At 64.9% G+C, this 17479-nt stretch carries 21 protein-coding genes; 9 read left to right on the forward strand and 12 right to left on the reverse strand.

Annotated elements, in window-relative coordinates; genetic code table 11:
* Positions 1–33 precede the first annotated feature (33 nt).
* The 7 genes from ACLJQ7_RS32120 to ACLJQ7_RS32150 all read left to right on the forward strand — a co-directional run bounded on the left by ACLJQ7_RS32120 (position 34) and on the right by ACLJQ7_RS32150 (position 4312).
* Positions 34–1218 carry a 5-(carboxyamino)imidazole ribonucleotide synthase gene (locus ACLJQ7_RS32120; protein WP_410651895.1) on the forward strand — a complete coding sequence of 395 codons (1185 nt, stop codon included), beginning with the start codon at positions 34–36 and terminating at the stop codon, positions 1216–1218.
* Between the two features lie 9 nt (positions 1219–1227).
* Positions 1228–1725 (forward strand): 5-(carboxyamino)imidazole ribonucleotide mutase, encoded by a 498-nt coding sequence (purE, locus tag ACLJQ7_RS32125; protein WP_410651896.1) that lies wholly within the window; start codon positions 1228–1230, stop codon positions 1723–1725.
* A gap of 138 nt (positions 1726–1863) precedes the next feature.
* Complete coding sequence (locus ACLJQ7_RS32130) at positions 1864–2304, forward strand: YbaB/EbfC family nucleoid-associated protein (protein WP_410651897.1); 441 nt, start codon at positions 1864–1866, stop codon at positions 2302–2304.
* Complete coding sequence (locus tag ACLJQ7_RS32135) at positions 2301–2609, forward strand: YbaB/EbfC family nucleoid-associated protein (RefSeq protein ID WP_410651898.1); 309 nt, start codon at positions 2301–2303, stop codon at positions 2607–2609. Before ACLJQ7_RS32130 ends, ACLJQ7_RS32135 begins: the two co-directional genes overlap by 4 nt.
* Positions 2606–2959, forward strand: coding sequence for a hypothetical protein (locus tag ACLJQ7_RS32140; RefSeq protein WP_410651899.1), 354 nt, complete (start codon positions 2606–2608; stop codon positions 2957–2959). The genes ACLJQ7_RS32135 and ACLJQ7_RS32140 overlap by 4 nt, the downstream gene beginning before the upstream one ends.
* Before the next feature lie 2 nt (positions 2960–2961).
* Positions 2962–3675 carry a WXG100 family type VII secretion target gene (locus ACLJQ7_RS32145; protein WP_410651900.1) on the forward strand — a complete coding sequence of 238 codons (714 nt, stop codon included), beginning with the start codon at positions 2962–2964 and terminating at the stop codon, positions 3673–3675.
* A complete protein-coding gene (locus tag ACLJQ7_RS32150; RefSeq protein WP_410651901.1) occupies positions 3659–4312 on the forward strand; it encodes a DUF3558 domain-containing protein in 654 nt (217 codons plus the stop codon). Before ACLJQ7_RS32145 ends, ACLJQ7_RS32150 begins: the two co-directional genes overlap by 17 nt.
* Positions 4313–4384: 72 nt before the next feature.
* Here the strand turns inward: ACLJQ7_RS32150 and ACLJQ7_RS32155 are convergent, their stop codons facing one another.
* On the reverse strand, positions 4385–6034 hold the full coding sequence (locus ACLJQ7_RS32155) for a class I adenylate-forming enzyme family protein (RefSeq protein WP_410651902.1): 1650 nt from the start codon (positions 6032–6034) through the stop codon (positions 4385–4387).
* 105 nt (positions 6035–6139) lie between these two features.
* Between ACLJQ7_RS32155 and ACLJQ7_RS32160 the strand changes: the two genes are divergently transcribed.
* Entirely contained in the window at positions 6140–7312 is a 1173-nt protein-coding gene (locus ACLJQ7_RS32160) for an acyl-CoA dehydrogenase family protein (RefSeq protein WP_410651903.1), read from the forward strand.
* Positions 7313–7356: 44 nt separating this feature from the next.
* Here the strand turns inward: ACLJQ7_RS32160 and ACLJQ7_RS32165 are convergent, their stop codons facing one another.
* The 11 genes from ACLJQ7_RS32165 to ACLJQ7_RS32215 all read right to left on the reverse strand — a co-directional run bounded on the left by ACLJQ7_RS32165 (position 7357) and on the right by ACLJQ7_RS32215 (position 16154).
* Positions 7357–8607: a tyrosine-type recombinase/integrase gene (locus ACLJQ7_RS32165; protein WP_410651904.1), complete on the reverse strand. Its 1251-nt coding sequence runs from the start codon at positions 8605–8607 to the stop codon at positions 7357–7359.
* Positions 8607–8798, reverse strand: coding sequence for a helix-turn-helix transcriptional regulator (locus ACLJQ7_RS32170; protein ID WP_044854561.1), 192 nt, complete (start codon positions 8796–8798; stop codon positions 8607–8609). Before ACLJQ7_RS32170 ends, ACLJQ7_RS32165 begins: the two co-directional genes overlap by 1 nt.
* A gap of 10 nt (positions 8799–8808) precedes the next feature.
* On the reverse strand, positions 8809–10419 hold the full coding sequence (locus ACLJQ7_RS32175) for a replication initiator (protein ID WP_410651905.1): 1611 nt from the start codon (positions 10417–10419) through the stop codon (positions 8809–8811).
* Complete coding sequence (locus ACLJQ7_RS32180; protein ID WP_410651906.1) at positions 10419–10805, reverse strand: hypothetical protein; 387 nt, start codon at positions 10803–10805, stop codon at positions 10419–10421. The genes ACLJQ7_RS32175 and ACLJQ7_RS32180 overlap by 1 nt, the downstream gene beginning before the upstream one ends.
* Positions 10802–12370 (reverse strand): FtsK/SpoIIIE domain-containing protein, encoded by a 1569-nt coding sequence (locus ACLJQ7_RS32185; protein WP_410651907.1) that lies wholly within the window; start codon positions 12368–12370, stop codon positions 10802–10804. The genes ACLJQ7_RS32180 and ACLJQ7_RS32185 overlap by 4 nt, the downstream gene beginning before the upstream one ends.
* A 308-nt stretch (positions 12371–12678) precedes the next feature.
* Positions 12679–12933 carry an AMED_5909 family protein gene (locus ACLJQ7_RS32190; protein WP_410651908.1) on the reverse strand — a complete coding sequence of 85 codons (255 nt, stop codon included), beginning with the start codon at positions 12931–12933 and terminating at the stop codon, positions 12679–12681.
* On the reverse strand, positions 12911–13186 hold the full coding sequence (locus ACLJQ7_RS32195) for a hypothetical protein (RefSeq protein ID WP_410651909.1): 276 nt from the start codon (positions 13184–13186) through the stop codon (positions 12911–12913). The genes ACLJQ7_RS32190 and ACLJQ7_RS32195 overlap by 23 nt, the downstream gene beginning before the upstream one ends.
* Positions 13187–13462: 276 nt before the next feature.
* Positions 13463–13924: a hypothetical protein gene (locus tag ACLJQ7_RS32200; RefSeq protein ID WP_410605488.1), complete on the reverse strand. Its 462-nt coding sequence runs from the start codon at positions 13922–13924 to the stop codon at positions 13463–13465.
* A gap of 23 nt (positions 13925–13947) precedes the next feature.
* Positions 13948–14244: a hypothetical protein gene (locus ACLJQ7_RS32205; protein ID WP_125798323.1), complete on the reverse strand. Its 297-nt coding sequence runs from the start codon at positions 14242–14244 to the stop codon at positions 13948–13950.
* A gap of 105 nt (positions 14245–14349) precedes the next feature.
* Positions 14350–14910: a flavoprotein gene (locus ACLJQ7_RS32210; RefSeq protein ID WP_410651910.1), complete on the reverse strand. Its 561-nt coding sequence runs from the start codon at positions 14908–14910 to the stop codon at positions 14350–14352.
* Between the two features lie 5 nt (positions 14911–14915).
* On the reverse strand, positions 14916–16154 hold the full coding sequence (locus tag ACLJQ7_RS32215; protein ID WP_410651911.1) for a helix-turn-helix domain-containing protein: 1239 nt from the start codon (positions 16152–16154) through the stop codon (positions 14916–14918).
* A gap of 359 nt (positions 16155–16513) precedes the next feature.
* Here ACLJQ7_RS32215 and ACLJQ7_RS32220 point away from each other — a divergent pair, with 359 nt between their 5' ends.
* A complete protein-coding gene (locus ACLJQ7_RS32220; protein WP_410651912.1) occupies positions 16514–17446 on the forward strand; it encodes an S-4TM family putative pore-forming effector in 933 nt (310 codons plus the stop codon).
* The last annotated feature ends 33 nt before the right edge of the window (positions 17447–17479 follow it).

A 17479-nucleotide genomic window follows, 5' to 3' on the forward strand; every position in this document is an offset into this window, starting at 1 on the left:
ATGTGGTCTCAGCGGAAAAGGGAACTTCGGCCAGTGGACAAACGAACCGGTCTTCCGATCGTGGGCATGGTTGGCGGCGGACAGCTGGCCAGGATGACCCACCAGGCGGCGATCTCCCTCGGCCAGTCCCTGCGCGTGCTGGCCGCCGGGGAGAACGAATCCGCCGGCCTCGTCGCGGGCGAGGTCGTGCACGGGCACCACACCGACCTCGAAGCGCTGCGCTCGTTCGCCGCCGGGGTCGACGTGCTGACGTTCGACCACGAACACGTTCCCGGTGAGCATCTGCTGACGCTCGCGATGGAAGGCGTCACCATCCGGCCCGATCCGGCCGCATTGTCGATGGCGCAGAACAAGCTCGTCATGCGCGAGATGATGGCCGGACTCGAGATCCCCGGCCCCGCCTTCGCCGAAGTGTCCTCTGTGGACGATGTGCTCACCTTCGGTGACAAGCACTCCTGGCCGGTGGTGCTCAAGGCGGCGCAGGGCGGCTACGACGGCCGCGGCGTCTGGATGCTCGACACCGCACAGCACGCCCGCGAGACCGTCCCCGAACTGCTCGACGCCGGAACCCCGCTGCTGGTCGAGGAAAAGGTCGTCATGCGGCGCGAACTGTCCGCGCTCGTGGCCCGGTCGCCGTTCGGGCAGGGCGCGGCGTGGCCGGTGGTGGAAACCGTGCAGTCCGGCGGGATCAACACCGAGGTGCTCGCCCCGGCGCCGGGGCTGAGCGGTCAGCGCACGCAAGAGGCGCAGGATCTGGCGCTGCGGATCGCCGCGACACTGAACGTGACCGGCCTGCTCGCCGTCGAGCTGTTCGAGACCGACGAAGGCCTGCTGGTCAACGAACTCGCCATGCGCCCGCACAACTCGGGACACTGGACCCAGGACGGTTCGAAGACCTCGCAGTTCGAGCAGCACCTGCGTGCCGTGCTCGACTACCCGCTCGGCGTGACCGACCTGATCGCCCCCGCCTGTGTGATGGCGAACGTCCTCGGCGCCCCCGAGGCCCCGGCGATGGGGCCCGACGAGCGGCTGCACCACCTGTTCGCGCGGTACCCGGACATCCGTGTTCACCTGTACGGCAAGGGCGAACGTCCCGGCCGCAAACTCGGCCACGTCAACCTCGTCGGCGAACGGATGGAGGAGCTGCGCGACCGCGCGCTGCTCGCCGCGCACTGGCTTTCCCACGCCGTCTGGCTCGACGGCTACGAGATCCACTAGGAGCAGGAAATGTCGCCGCAGGTTGGCCTGATCATGGGCAGCGATTCGGACTGGCCGACGATGGAAGCGGCCGGGCAGGCGCTGGCCGAGTTCGGCGTCGAATACGAGGTCGGGGTCTACTCGGCGCACCGCACTCCGCAGCGGATGCTCGACTACGCGACGTCGGCCGCTTCGCGCGGTGTGCGCGTGATCATCGCGGGCGCCGGCGGTGCCGCGCACCTGCCGGGCATGGTCGCGTCGGCGACGGTGCTGCCGGTGATCGGCGTCCCGGTGCCGCTGAAGTACCTCGACGGCATGGACTCACTGCTCTCGATCGTGCAGATGCCCGCGGGCGTCCCGGTTGCGACGGTCTCCGTCGGCGGGGCGCGCAACGCGGGCCTGCTCGCGGTGCGCATCCTCGCGGCGTCCGACGAGGAGCTTCAGGCGAAGATGGCGCGATTCCAGGCGGATCTGGAGCAGTTGGTGCTCGACAAGGACGCCGCACTGCGCAAACGCGTCGACGGCTGAATCTGCTCCGTTTCCGTCGATTGTTTGGAACCTGCTTGCGGGTGTAGGTCGTCACAGTAAGGTGTCATGCGGGCACTACCGGTCAGAACCGTCCGGTGGTGGAGGAGGGAGCACGATGCTTTGCTTTGTGATGCCGTCATGACGGCACCGAATGGCCTGCGTGCCTTGCAGGCGAGAGCGGGAGCTCTGGATAGCCAGCTGGCAACCGCCCGGTACTCCGGTCGATCCGCCGATGAAGCAGTGACAGCGACGGTGACCGGCCATGGGCACCTGGTCGACCTTCGTATCGAAGATGCGGCACTGACCGGCACCCGGGCCCAGAAGCTGGGAGCCAGCATTGTGGAGGCCGTGCAAGCGGCCAGGACCGGGGCAAGCGACGCATCGATTCCGGAGCTGAACGCGCTGTTCCACGGGCAGCACGCTGCTCGGACTGAGTTCACTCAGAACACGATTGTGCAGCCGCGTTCGGATCGGACCGTGACGTCGCACCGCAGGCCAGCCCGCGACGAAGCCGATCACGAGGTGAGCTTCGACGAGGTCGATTTCCTCTCGGACGACGAGGAGGATGATCAACGGTGAACACCTATGACAGGCTCTACAACCTGGCCAAAGAGATCGATGCTCGCGTCGCCGCCATAGAACGAGCCGCTGAGAACGGTCGCAAATTGCCGTTGGTCAGGAATATCGGTGCCGGGTTGGGGACGGTCACCGTGGCGGGTTCGGGCTCCTTGGTGTCGATCGAGCTGGATCGGGACGCGCTGAGGACGCAGACGGGCGCCAGCCTGGCCGGTCACGTCCTTCGGGCAATCCGTGATGCGGAGAGCGCGGCCTCAACCAGGCGGGACGCCATGATCACGGAGGCATCGGGGAGGCGAGAGAGTTGACCCTCTCCGATCCGCTCGGATCCAATGGCTCAGGCTACGAGGTCTACCCGGAGGCACTGCGTAAAGCGACCGAGGAGATTTATCACGCAGGCGGGATCCTGCGTGACTTCGCCGATCATGACTTGAGCGACTTGAGTCTCGGTTCGCACGACGTCGGAATGCTGGGTGATCAGGTGGGCATTGCTCGCTCCTTCGCCAAGATGATCACGGAAATGCAGGATAAAAGCAAGAGGAATTTCGACCGGCTTCTGGCGCTCGGTGAGGCTATGGACAAGGCGGCCGATTACTACGATGCTCAGGATGACGAGTATTTCAAGCGTTTGCGTGATCTTGAAAAGGGAGGGAAGTGAAGGTGACTTCTGCGATTTCCGCTCCGCCGGAGTATCCACAGGTGGCGGATGCGAAGATTCGCGAATTCGCGAACCTTCCCTTTATCGGCCGTCCTGACATTCTTCAGCTGCTCGACGACGTTCGTGACAGGCTTCTCGGAAATCCTGCTCGGATAGATGAGATGGCCTTCCGGTTTGCCAAGAACAATGCTATGCGTGAAGCTCATGGCGACATAGGTGCCGCTGTGCAGTCCCTGGCGGGAACTTGGTCCGGGCGGGCCGCTGGACAGTTCACTGCATACGCGTCAAACGTGACCAATGCTCTGGAGAAGGAGCAAGAGGCGGTTGCCGGTGTGTCGGGCTTCCTGGTGGAAGTAAGGCAGATAGTGGTCGACACGTACGCCGCGGCCATTGAATTCCTGGGTATTTGTGCCGGGCGACTCGCGACCATTGACGTGAAGGCATTGATCGCGGCGGCGGCTACCGTTGTGCCGGGTTTGAACGCGATAATGTGGTCTGATGTGATCGACACTATCGTCGAGGCATTAGGGACGCTGGTTGAATCCTTCGTGAAGTTGATCGCGGATGCTGCGAAGCAGATGAGCGGGTTCGTCGGTGCTGCGGTTGGCTTCGAGCAGCTCGGTACGAATTTTGCCGAGCTTCCTGATCTGCCCACAAACACCGGGATGGACAATCAGAAGCAGTGGAAGATCGAACCCGATGCCGTGCCGGAATAGGGGAAGTGTCGTGCGCGCTGTAGGACTTGCCGGTGTGCTCACCTTGTCGGCGGCACTTCTTGCGGGTTGTGGAAGCGGGAAGGTGCTCGACGAGCGGCCGGTCCCGGCGCGGACGGGTCCTGCGGTCCCCGTCGCGCCAGTCCAGAACCCACTGCCCTTGGATTCCTTCAAGGTGAACCCTTGTAGCGTTCTCGATCAACCGGAGGTAGCCGCGCTGATCGCTGATCCGCCGGACAAGGTGAAAGCGGAGCGGTACTCCGTCGGATACGACCGCGCCTGCAAGTGGGACCAGTTCCGCGCGGGCTCGTTGATAGTTGGGATCCCCCGGGCAGCGACTGGCAGTCTTGAGGAGTGGGTGGATCAGCACAAACGAGATCCGTCGAAGTTCTCGCGGTGGCGTGAGTTGTCGATCAGCGGTCTCCCCGCGGTCGAACAGATCGGGAACCCGCCGGTCTTCGAGTACAACGGCTCGACGCTCGAGGCGTGCACAGTCGAGGTCGGCGCCACGGACACCGAACTGCTGGAGTTCCGGTACTCCCAGGTCAACGACGGCAAGTCCGAGTACTGGGGCGATGATCGGTGCGCGGTGGCGCTCAAGGCCGCGGAGCTGGTGATCGGCAACCTCCGCGGCCGCTGATACGCATTTCGTCCTCTGGATGCGGTAGTTCGCCATCGAACCACCGCATCCAGAGGACGAAATGCGGGAGGGTCAGTCGGCGAGTTGCTTCCGCAGCTCTCGTTTGAGCACCTTCCCGGCCGCCGAGATCGGGATCTGGTCGACGAAGTGGATCGCCCGTAGCCGCTTGTACGGCAGGACGCGAGCGCCGACGGCCTCCAGGAGTTGTTCGGCGGTGACGTTCTCGTCGCTGCGGACCACGAACGCGACCGGTAGCTCGCCGACCTCGGTGTCCGGTTTGCCGACGACGGCCGCCGCGGCGACGCCGGGCAGGGTGATCAGCAGCTCTTCGAGTTCGCGTGGGAAGACGTTGTATCCTTTGTACAGCAGCATGTCCTTCTTACGGTCCACAATGGACAAATAGCCGTCCTCGTCGAGGATGCCGATGTCGCCGGTGTGCAGCCAGCCGTCGACAAGCGCGGCCGCGGTCTCCTCGGGCCGGTTGCGATAGCCGGTCATCACCTGCGGGCCGCGCAGGCACACCTCGCCGCTTTCCCCGGCGGGCAACGGATCTTCGACGCCTTCGGCCGGAACGATCTTGATCTCGGTGTCGGGCAGCGGAAGCCCGACCGAGCCCACCTTTCGGGTGGCGGAGCGATACGACGGCGCGATGACGGCGCCCATGGTGACCTCGGTGAGGCCGTAACCCTCGATGATGATCACTCCGGGGAAGCGTTTCTGCAGGGCACGGATCATCTCGTGGTTCATCGGCGCCGCGCCGGAACCGATGGTCAGTACCGAAGACAGGTCGGCTGTGTGAAACTCGGGGCAGGCGAGCAAGGCGGCGAACAGCGCCGGTGCCCCGCCGATCGTGGTGACCCGCAGCAGTTCGGCGTCGGCCACGTACGCGGCCGGGTCGAAGCGGTCGTGCAGGACGATGGTGCCGCCGTCGAGCAGTGGGACGTTGAGCGCGGCGATGGTGCCCATGGCGTGGAACCACGGCGTCAGGTTGAGGGCGACGCCGGTGCCGATCCGGGACGGCCAGTCGTCCGGGCCGCCGAGCTGGTCGACGATGACTTCTCCCGAATCGTCGACCGCGGGGATCGCGCCCAGCCGGTAGCAGGAACTCTGGAGGCTGTTGACCACGACGTTCCGATGCGGCAGGCACACGCCCTTCGAGCGACCGGTGGTGCCGCCGGTGTACGCCAGATGGGCGAGATCACGGTAGATGTCGATCTCGACGTCCGGGCGCTCGTCGGAGTGAGCGGAGTAGAACTCGGTGAACTCGACCTCTCCCTGAGCCAAGGCCTCGGGTGGGTGGACGACGATGCTCAGCCGGACCGATGTCCGGTCACGGACCGAAGCGAGCACCCGGGCGACGGGGCCGACGGTGACGGCGGCGACCGCTCCGGCGTCGGCCAGCTGGAAGGCGAGGTCGTCCGGCGGGAGCAGCGGGTTCGCCGGGCTGAAGGTGGCCCCGGCGAGCAGTGTCCCGTAGTACGCGACCGGGTACGCCAGGCAGTTCGGCAGGTGGAGTGCGACGACGTCGCCTCGTCCGACGCCCTCGGCGCGCAGAGCGTTCGCGAAGCGGCAGGCCGCGCTGTACGTCTGGGCGTAGGTGAGGCTCTGGTCTCCGTGGGCGAAGGCCGTGCGGGTGCCCCAGCGGGCAGCGGCGCCGGCGAGCACCGAGCCGACCGGGACCTCGGGGTAGTCGAGCGACCTGGGGAACGGGGTGAGCTCCATCACTCGAACGTACGGACTTTGCGGTCAAAGACACAAGCGCTCGCGATGTCGCACAATGTGAACGAGCGCTAACATCGGTCAAACTCCCAAACGCGGTTAGAAGAGGTGACGAAGGTGTCTGACGGCCCGGGTCTGTACCAGCTTGCCGAAGAGCACGAAGAGCTGCGGGCCGCGGTGCGTGCCCTCGCGGAGAAGGAGATCGAGCCCTATGCGGCCGAGGTCGACGAAGACGAGCGTTACCCGATCGAGGCGTACAACGCGCTGGTCAAGTCGGGTTTCAACGCCGTCCACATCGGTGAGGCCTACGACGGCCAGGGCGCGGACGCCATCGGCGCCTGCATCGTGATCGAAGAGGTCGCGCGCGTCGACGCGTCGGCTTCGCTCATTCCGGCGGTCAACAAGCTGGGCACCCAGCCGATCATCATTTCGGCGTCGGAAGACCTCAAGAAACTCGTCCTGCCGTCGATCGCCTCGGGCGAGACTTCGGCGTCGTACGCGCTCTCGGAGCGCGAAGCCGGCTCGGACACCGCGTCGATGCGCACCCGCGCGAAGCTCGACGGTGACCACTGGGTGCTGAACGGCACCAAGTGCTGGATCACCAACGCGGGTGAATCGTCCTGGTACACCGTGATGGCGGTGACCGACCCCAACGCCGAGAAGAAGGCCAACGGCATCTCCGCGTTCGTCGTGCACAAGGACGACCCCGGCTTCACCGTCGGCTCGAAGGAGCGGAAGCTCGGCATCAAGGGCTCGCCCACCCGCGAGATCCACTTCGAGAACTGCACCATCCCGGCCGACCGCATCATCGGCGAGCCCGGCACCGGCCTGAAGACCGCGCTGCGCACCCTCGACCACACCCGCCCGACCATCGGCGCGCAGGCGCTGGGTATCGCGCAGGGCGCGCTCGACGCGTCGATCGCGTACGTCAAGGAGCGCAAGCAGTTCGGCAAGTCGATCTCGGAGTTCCAGGGCGTTCAGTTCATGCTGGCCGACATGGGCATCAAGATCGAGGCCGCCCGGAACCTCGTCTACGCCTCCGCCGCGGCGACCGAGCGTGGCGACAAGCGCGGCGGCTACATGGCCGCGGCCGCGAAGGCGTACGCGTCGGACATCGCGATGTCGGTGACGACGGACGCCGTGCAGCTCTTCGGTGGGGCGGGCTACACGCGCGACTTCCCGGTGGAGCGCATGATGCGCGACGCGAAGATCACGCAGATCTACGAAGGCACCAACCAGATCCAGCGCATGGTCATGGCGCGCGCCCTGCTTAAGGGCTGATTTGATCTTGATCCGGTAGTTCGGGCGGCGCTGGCTGCTCATGATCAGGCCGCCTCCAGGCCGTCATGGGCGCCAGGCCGCCCGAACACCGCGTCGATCGCCTGCCGAGCCCGCTCGTGGCTCGACGGCACGAGATGCGTGTACGTCCGCAGGGTGAACCCGGCATCGGAGTGGCCGAGGTACTCGGCGAGTTCCTTGATCGACACGGCGCGAGACAGCAGCGTCGAGGCGAAGAAGTGCCGCAGCGCGTGCATGCCGTCAGCCCGGCCACGGTAGGCGATCTCAGCCGTCCTGAACGCGCCCTGCCACACGACCTTGGTGAACAGGTCTCCGGTGTAGAGCCGTCCGTTCTCGCCCGTCATCAGGAGCCGGACCGTCACAGGTTCGCCGTCCGGCTTCCGCCAGGGCAGCGTGACCGCGACGGACGGGAACCGGTCCTGATGGTCGTCGATCTCGGCGAGCATGGCGGGGGAGAGCGGCACAGTTCGCGTCTTGCCGCCCTTGGGTGGCGCGAACATCATCACGCCTTTGACGGTCTTGATCTGCCGCTGAACGTGCACGACCATCGCGTCCCGGTCGATGTCGTCCGGGGAGTACCCGAGGATTTCTCCTTGCCGCAGGCCCAGCCCAGAGCCCAGCGGGACGGCGATTCGGAACCGTTCGGCGAGCCCTTTCCGCACCGTGTGCACTCGATCTTCCGGCCACACGATCACCGGCGGGCTTTCGCCGACAGGTCGACGAACCGTCTTGGCATGACAAGGGTTCTCTCGAATCAGCCTGTCGTCCACCGCTGAGTCCAATACACCGGCCACGATGGTGAACAGGACGACCTGATAGTTCGTGGACAGCCCCCGTTCGTCCATATCGCCCACCCAGTCACGGATAGTGGACGGCTTGATCTGGCCGAACTTCAGATGCCCGAAGGTCGGGTAGATCTGGCTTTCCAAGCGGCTACGCAGAATCTCGCGGGTGGCCGGGTCGGGTGAGGTGGCCTTGAGCCAGTTCTCGCCCTGCTTACGAAAGACCTTCAACGACGCCCGCGGATCGATGTACTTGTCTTCGCGCTTGTCTGCCTCCACACCGATGAGAAAGTTCTCGGCGCGCTTCTTTTGCTTGTCCGGGAAAGACTTCGAGCGCTCTTCGTTGTCGGGGTCGAGGTAGCGGACCTTGTACCGCATGCCGATGCCGTGCAACTCGGTCTTTTCGAGCACGGGCTTGCCCCGCCCGTTGAGGATGACCTTTCCGGTCTCCTCGTCACGGGCGGGACGGTACCAGCGATCTTGAATGTGTCCCATCAGGCCGCCGCCTCGTCTGTGCTCCAGGCGCGGACCTTGGTCGGGTCGTACCGGAGGTGACGGCCGATCTTGCGGACTGGTGGGCCTTCACCGAGCCATTTCCACTGGTAGAGCGTCTTGACCGGCACGCCGAGGTAGGCCGAGACGTCTTCGACCGACCAGAGCCGGTCCACCTTGCTCACGTTGTCCATGTCGTCCCCCTCAGGCTGCTAGCGGAGTTGCCGAAAGATCCTGTGCGGCTAGTAGCGCTCTGTCGTACTCGGCCTTCCATGTGATGCGTTCGGAGATCGCGTGCATCACCAGGTGGTCCCGAGGTGGCACGGACGGATCGCCGGAGTCGACCTTGCGCCAGACCAGCCGTGCCGGATCGGGTGCTGGCTTCTCGATCCCGACCGCCGCCAGAGCCTCCAGGACGAAGGCTTTGCGGTCCGCCTTGTGGTCGACGAGCGTCTTCCCGGACCATTTGCGTGACACCAGCACCCGCCGCCCCGGCAGGCCGAGGGTGGTCCGCCGGTGAGCCCGCCCCTTGCAGTGCCCTGGTGTGGTCTTTCCGTTGGTGCCCTTGGGATTGATGCCGTACAGCAGCCACACTGCGCAGCGAGGCGAGCAGGGTGTCACTGACAGTTCCGCGTGCAGCCGGTCGTGGTGATCGCGTTGCCGCACGGTGTCGGCTTCGACGACCTCACCGGTGGATTTGGTGAGGTACTTGGTCAGGTAACCGATGTGCCGTCCGGCTTCTTCGGAGCCGCCGAGGATGCCCTTGGAGTGCACCTGGCGGCCGAAGGTGACCACGTGCGCCGGATCTTCCACGGCCTGTACCGCGTCGTCCCAGGCGGTCAGTGGTTCGCGGGTGTCGGGGTCGACGAACAGTCGGCGGTCGCCGTCCCAGAGCGGCATCCGGTCGACGTAGACCACTTCGTCGTGCGCAGGCCACCAGACCTGGTGATAGGTCGCTTCGGTGACTTGGCGGATGACGTCGTGCGGCACCGATCCCCGAATAGCCGCGTGCAGGTGCGGAGCTGCCCGCCGTTGCGGTTCCACGGTGGCGAAGTACTGCGCGTCCCAGCCGACGACCCGCCGGAGGTTCTGCCACCACCGGTCCACCAGCGCGGAGAAGTGCACCGCGTCTCGAGCGGCCCGCCGGTAGTCATAGGTCGATGGGTCGACCGGGGCGCCGTCGGAGCGGACCGGGCCGTAGGTGTCGCAGGTGAGCGTGACGAACATCGACGGCCGGAAGCGGCCCGCGTACTCCCTGCCCACGGTGGTCTTGGCGACCTTGCGTCGAGGCAGGTTCGGCGCGTCCTGTCGCCGCTTCGTCGACCGCTTCACCGCCTTCTTTGCGGGCAGGTCGATCGACGGGAGACGGCCCCGCATCCCGAGTTGTCGAAGTTCGTCGTCGACGCTCTGGATCTCCTCCCGCAGTTCCTCGGCTTCCTCTTGGTCCGTCTGTTGCCGGTAAGCGGCGACGAGGTCAGCCCGGAACGCCAACAGGTCCGTTTGCGTCTCGCTGGGAGGCGCCGGGGTGAAGTCTGGTTCGGTCTCCATGTGCCAGCCCTCGCGGCACTGGACCTGTCGCAACGCCTTCGCCTTGCGAGCACACGGCAGGCACACCGATTCGACCGTCGAGCCGCAGGGAACGGGGACGTAGCGGAGTTCTCCTGTGTCGGTGTCGCCGACCTCCATCGTGAACGGCCGGACGCACACGCCGTGCTTCTCAGCGGTCGCCTTGACCACGTCCGACGCCAGGGGTTCCCGCATTCGAGCGGCCCGGGTTTTGGCCGGCATGGTCACCGCGGATTCGTGGGTGCTCATCAGGCGGCCACCTCCCCAGGGGTGTTCCACTGCCGCAGCACGAACACCGGCATGTCCTGCCGCATCCCCGCAGGCAGATCAGGGAAAGTCGCTTCGTCGAACCAGACACCGCCGTAGACGACCACGGGGATTCCGCAGGGAGTCCGGCCGCTCAGTTCCAGGTGCACCGACCCGCCGCCCGTAGGACGCCACAGGGACGCCGTCACATCGTCGAGCGAGGCAGCCCAGGTGAGCAGCCCACGGGCGACGTCCTCCAGACGGTCGGAGTCGAGTTGCACCGTGATCGGATCAGGCCCCACCCCAACCCGCGCGGACGCGGCCGGAGGCAGCGCGAACGAGTCGAGGTGGTCGCGGATTGCGTCGAGGAAGACCATCAGCCGGTTCACGCTGCCCTCCCCTCGGAGAGTCCAACTACGTGAGCGCCACAGTTGGTCACGTAGTTCTCCAGCGCCTTGATCTCTTCGTCGGCGACCCATCCGGCCCGGACGCGCAGGGGTTCGCGAACACCTTCGCCCCAGACGTAGCCGACCCCCGCTTCGGAATTGCCGATCCGGTTCGCCCACGCACCGCGTTCGTACGCGCCGTCGCCGAGGACCATCCCGACATGCGTCTTCGAGGTCACCCGCAGACAGACACGGCGCGGGAACAGCTCGCGAACCGGGACGGTGTCCTTTGTGGGTTCCTGGACGTAGCCGCGCACCGTGATCCCCAAGGCCCTGCCCTGCGTGGTGAGGAGCGCGACCTTTTCCACGATCGCGTCACGGGTCTTGCGGTCGGTGTACTTGGTCAGCGCGCCGATCTCGTCGAACTCCAGAACCTCTAGCGGATGCTCGACGCTGATCGGGATCATCCGCACGCGTCCTGCGAACTCGTGCTTGCGGGCTTCCATCTCCTCAAGCAGGCCGTCGAGGAGTTCGAGCGCCTGCTTGCCGGTCACCGCGTAGCGGGCGAAGATCCCGCGTCCGTAGGCGAGTTCCATCCCCTTGGGATCGATGCCGGACACCCGGACCACCCCGGACCGGATGGCGGGTGCGGCCGACACCAGCGGGCACCACATCACTGAGTTCTTGCCCGATCCGGTCGCGCCAGCGGTCAGGCAGTGCGCACCCGAGCCGACCAGCGGAACCCGCCAGTCCGAGCCGTACTCCGTGGTCCCGGACCAGACATGCCGCAGGTCCACGCCGAGTCCATCGGGGGACACCAGGTCAGGAACCGGCAGTGAGGTCACCGCGGATTTGAGTAGGTCACGGCGCTGGAAGTCGATGGAGACCACGTTGGGTTCCAGTTCTCGCACCTGGCACCGCTTGACCTTGCGCGCCACCGCCAGCGCCCGCGCGGCCTCGTCGAAATCCTCGGGCTTCTGCCCCGGAACGAGCTGCACCCGCACCTCATCCCACGACGGACCCGACCGAACTTTGAGCACCTTCGGCACCTGCACAGCGCGAGAGGCCGACGCGGCCTTGCGGGACAGCAAACGTCGACGGCCGACCAGGTTCACCGTCACTTCCACCGGCAGTGTCTCGTCCCGGATGCTCAGCCCGCAGGCGTGCAGCCAGGCCGGGAGCTTGCGCGCGTAGACCGCCCAGCGCATCCACCAGGACCGCAGGAACCGGCCGCAGTGCTGGTCATAGGACACCACGTCGATCAGCCGCCATGACGCCAGCACGGCGACGACCGATCCGGTCACGATCGCCAGGGACGGCCACCCGAGGTACTGCCACCACGCCATGAACGCCACCACAGTAAGACTGGTCCGCCAGCGCGTAGTGACTTGCTTTCCCAGCCACAGCAACGATTTGAGCAGCCACCAGAGAGCGATGAACACCAGCGCGGCCGCTGCCAGGACTTCCAAAATCGTGGCGAGCGCGCGACCGATCTTGTGCAGCAGCCACACCACCACGCCGAGCACTCCGCCGCCGATGAGAAGGAAACCGATCCCGTTCGCGTTCATCGACGACCACCGCCGGTCAGATCCAGCGGCAGCATTCCCTGACAGGGAGCGCATTCCGTCTCACAGGGCGGCAGCTTCGCGAACCGCTTACAGACCGTGCAGCGCGTTCGGGTGACCCCGTCTAGCGCCCGCTTGTTGCCATCGTTTAGCGTTGTCATTGTTCACTTCCAGAGGTTGTGGACAGCGCAGGAGCGGCAAGGTTGGTAGCCGGATTCCGCTTCTGCGCCTTACAGGACAAGAAAAGCTTTTGAGGACGTGTTTGTACGCCGCACGTCCTCACGTGCGTTTTTCGCTCTGTCATTCAGTTTCTAGCTGGCTTGTGACTTCTCCTTCTGGATCTGCGCGGCCACCTCCTTGGCCTTTCGCTCCTCGTAGCCGACCCAGTACTTGAGTTCGTGGTGGTGCGCACGGTCCACATCGGACACGGCTTGATACATGCGCGCGTTCTCCTTGTGGAACTTCAACCACGTCGACCGGTTGGATCCAGGCTTCGGCCGTCGTGCCGAGGCGACCAGGTGCGCGTCTTCGAGGGTTTGTGGCTCATTCCGGCCTGGTGTCGTCATTGCGCACCGCCGCGTGCTTGCCGAGGAACACGGCCAGTTCGTCCGCGCTGTCGCGGATTTGGCGAAGGAGCCGGATGAACTCCGGCCACTCGGTGGGGTCGGAGGGAGGAAGGATCGCCAGGCTGTCCGGGTCGAGGTAGATCACCAGGGCGGGGTTCGCCGAACCATTGCCCTGCATTCCCGCGACCGCCTGCCGTCCCGGCTTCCACATCGCGTTGAACGCCACGGCCTTGTCCCTCCTCACTGAGAGCACGGATCTCCCATGACCGCGCGTTCTCCTCGAATCCCTCAGCCGCCGCAGTCACGGCCGCGAGCACCCACCACGGCAAATGGCCTTCTGTCAGGAGATCCCGCCAGGCAGATGCCACCGCGAGGGAAGCAACACCCACGTCGTGCGCCGCCAAGGGGTCGACGACCTGGGCGGTCTGTGTCCTTAAGGCGCTGTAGTGGCGGTATGCCATCTCCCACGCCTGGACCAGATGCGGAGAAACCACGGCCACACCGTGGCTCCCCGGCACCCCGCCCGGCATCACGCAGCCTTGGGCGTTGACTCGGCAGCGCCCGAGGTCCGCGACGACTTCGACGCCCCACCCGAGGCCGCAGCCTTGAAGCCGGTCGCGCGGAACATGTAGGACTGGTATTTGAACTCGCCTTGACCAGCCACCTTGGGCTCAGCCGTCAGGCCCTCCAGTTCGATCGGCCGCATACCCGGCAGCACCTCCGACGTGGTCGGCACCGGCTGCACATCCGCCAGCAGCGTGATCTCGAACGATGCGCGCTTCGCCTTGACCTCGTCCGGGTCGGTCACCGTGACCTTCCACTGGCGCTTGCCCGTCACCTCGTCGACCCGCTGACGCGCCGGACGACCCGACGACCTGTCCTCGCGCGACTGGTACTCGTTGTCCGGCGAGACCTCGCCGACCATTACCAAGCCCTGCCCGAAAGCCTCGTCGAACTCGATGGGGAACCGAAAACCCTTGTAGATAGCCATTTGCTGCTCCTAGATACGTGTGATCAGTCGTTTTTGCGCGTGACGGCGTCGTCGGCAGCGTCGGACCATTGGTCGTGGAAGGAAGAGGAGTGCGAGCGCGTGCGGTGCTGGGTTTCGCACCATTCGCTGAACTCGCTGGCAGCGGTCGCGAGACTCTGCGCGAACCGTGCGGTGTCCATCAGGCCGCCGATACGGGCGGGCACCTGGACGATGAAGGAGGTCTCTTCACTTCCGGCGACGAGCTGACGAACGCCAGGAGAGGGTGAAACCACCGCCGCGCCGTAGCCGACGAGGGGCTGAATCACCACGTGAATGCCCATGTGTGCTCTCCCGATGTCTCGGTCTCGGCGAGCCCGGTCGGGCGCGCTGAACACAGGAGACACCCAGTGAGCAGCCTCACCCCGGACAAACTGTCCGGGTAGGGACTAGCGGGGGAGGGGAACGGCCTCGTTCACTGCGGAAAGCACTGCCGACCAGGGCAGTTCTCGGCCCGGAGCGCTCCGCGGTTCATGCAGTGGCCACACGTCGTCCCCGTACACGAGACGCACGCCATCACGCCGCAACGCTTCGATGTGGGTTTCCCAGGACGGATGACGAGCGTGCGCGGCGTTCACGCGCGGGAAGACGACGACCGGCAGGCCGAGCGTGCCGATGGCCTCGTTGACCTGCGTCAGAGCTTGATTGTCGGCGATGCCCATCGCGAGCTTGGCGACCATGTTCGCCGAGGCGGGCGCGACCAGGTAGCAGTCTGGCGCCGGATGCGGGCTGGTTTCGGCCGGCGTGCGGGGCTCGACCCGGACCGGGAATCCGGTGGCCTCCTCGATCTCGGCGCGGCCGCCGTTCTCGTCCAGCCAGCGTCCCGCCGTCGGAGTCAACGTCACCGCGACCGTCCAGCCGTCCGCCTGAGCGGGCCGGATCACGCGCGGAAGAAGGTCCTCAACACCACCAGCACCCGAGCCCACCAGGCCCAGAACACGCGACGCCACTCGACCTACCTCACCGCGCCGCAGCGCTCAGCCAACGCCAACAAGGGCGAGGACTTCTTACCAGCCGTCGCCGGGGCACGGCGATACATCGACCGCACGACCTCCCGCACCGCCGTACTGTGCCGGACGATCCCCGGCGCTTTCTGCTCAGCCGTCAGCAGCGCCGACAACGCCTCGTCATCCTTCGCGACCAGGCTCAACGCCCGCGCGAAGTCGATCAGGTGCGTGACCTGCCGCTCCACCGGCAGATGATCGACGCTGATCCTCGGAGCCGACTCGATCACCTGCGAAATGTCGCCCAGATCCAGCGCCGCCGACAGGCGATGTAGCTCGACGTTGGCCGGACCGAACCCCGTTTGCCAGTGGTTCGCGTCCGCGCCGAGCTGATCAGCCGCGCGGCCTGCGTGAGACAGCAGCTCGTTCGCCGTCGACCGGTCCTGTTGCCGAGCAGCGGCGACGGCCGTCCGCAGGTAGAGCATCCCGTAAAGGCTCAGCGCGGCCGGATCACCGTCGCGCATCCTCGGGACCAGCCACTTCGCGGCCACGTCCCCCAGCTCAAGAGCGTCATCGAACCGGCCAACGGCCAAGAGCGCGTGAGTGCCCGACCGGGCAGCCGAAGCCAGCACCAGCGGATCATCCGCTTCGTCGGCTGCCTGCATGGCGCGTTCCGCCGCGATCCATGCGAGGTCGGCTTCACCGATCTTGCTCAGGGTGGTTGCGGCCAGATGGTGGACGCGCGCGGACACCGCTGCACAGGCCCGCCTGTAGGTCGCGTCATCGGCCGAGGCGGACTCCATGCCCTGGCTGGTCTTGATCAGGCCCGGCAGCGCCGCGACGACGCGGCCGAGGTCGCCCTTCTGGTAGCTGGACCAGGCACCCTCGACCAGCTGAGCCACGGGGGCCGGGTCGATGTACTCCGGCGATATGGCCGAGGAGAACAGAGTGCGAGACAGGCGCCTCGGTGCCATCAGGGCGTCGCGGATGGCCGGGACGTCGTCGTTCTTGTCCTCGTCCTCCATGAGCACGGGTTCGCCGAGAAGGTCTCCCAGCGTCACCCGCAGGCCCCGCGCGACGTCGGCCAGCACATCTAGGCGGCGGATCTCGCGTTCCCCGCGCTCGATCTTGCTCAGCCAGTCCTCGGTACGGCCCACCAGGTCAGCAAGAACCGCCTGCGACAGACCACGCCGCCGCCGGTAGAAGGCAATACGCTCCCCGATGCTGAGCTGATCACCCGCACCACGCATGACCCCAGGTTAACAGGGATATTGTCTAGCTCCACCTGGAGCAGGCCTGGGAAGCGGCGAATAGACCGAGTCCATCAACTGTGTAACAGCTCAAGTCTTGGATCGCGGGGAATGTGGACCGTGAGGTGAAGCGTCAGTTGTGGCTTTGAGGCGTCGAGAATTATTTGAATCGGCGTACGCGAGGCAAATTTCTGAAATCGAAGATCGTTAACTTGGGAGTCCATGGGTTATTGCGCCGAAACGCAATTTTTATTATTCAGAATCCTTACGGTTACCTAGTTGGACGGGGCTTGTGTAACGCTTCGGGAGGCTGCAACGACTAGTGAGGACTGCTAGCCTCATGATCGGCAAGGTGGAGTATGGAGGATGAAGACGCCCGACTGTCGCATGAATTCGAGGCATCGCGCACGGGTTCAATTTTCGACAGACAGAACACGCCTCGGGCCCTGAGGCTGCTTGCTGCGCAAAGGCGGCTCTATTCCGACTCCAAAGTGGTTCACAACCTTCGCATGGTAGCAGTCTTTGGGGGAGCAGGACTTACGTTGCTTGCAACCCTTATATTCAAGGATGCGCGAATCCTAGTTGGTTTGATATCGGCCACTGTCCTTCTGTTAATAGGTGTACTTGGTGGCGTGCTGGAAAAGCGTCGAAGTCAGGAGGCTGCAACAGTACAAGAAGAGTTTGATACATACGTGTTCTCGCTTGGTTGGAATGATATGTTAGCTGAGCGCCCGTCGCCAACATTGGTAGCGAGCGCCGAGCGTAGAAGCACTAGCTCTGGCTTAAAGAATTGGTATCCCGACACAAAGTCGGTACCGCGCCCACTGGATATTCTGATATGTCAGCGTAGTAATGTTGGCTGGGGTGCATCGCTGCACCGCCTTTGGGCTACTGTTCTTAGTTTTGCACTGGCCGCCATGATTGCGATCGTAATCGGGCTAGGTGTTCTGATCGATGCTTCACTTGCTGAAACGTTAGCTGGGCTGATTGCGCCGATATTGGGTCCTATTCGCGAACTAGCCGAGATGGTTCGAGGTCACGCGGATAATGGTCGAAATAAAGCGAGCCTTGAAGTCAAGATACTCAGCTCTTGGAGAAAAGGTCTCGATGATCTGAATTCCGTTACGGATGCAGACTGCCGCAGCGTCCAAGACAGGATATTCATGTCAAGACAATCGAATCTGTCGATACCAAATTGGATCAACTCAATCAGACAAGACGCATTGGAGTATTCGATGCAAGCTAGTGCTAGGCATCTTATTGAAGAAGCGAGAGATCGTGGTCTAGCCTAGCTGATCGATTATGCGCAGAATTGGAGTCGGGTT

It is taken from the genome of Amycolatopsis sp. cmx-4-54, assembly GCF_046548895.1.
Lineage (GTDB): Bacteria > Actinomycetota > Actinomycetes > Mycobacteriales > Pseudonocardiaceae > Amycolatopsis.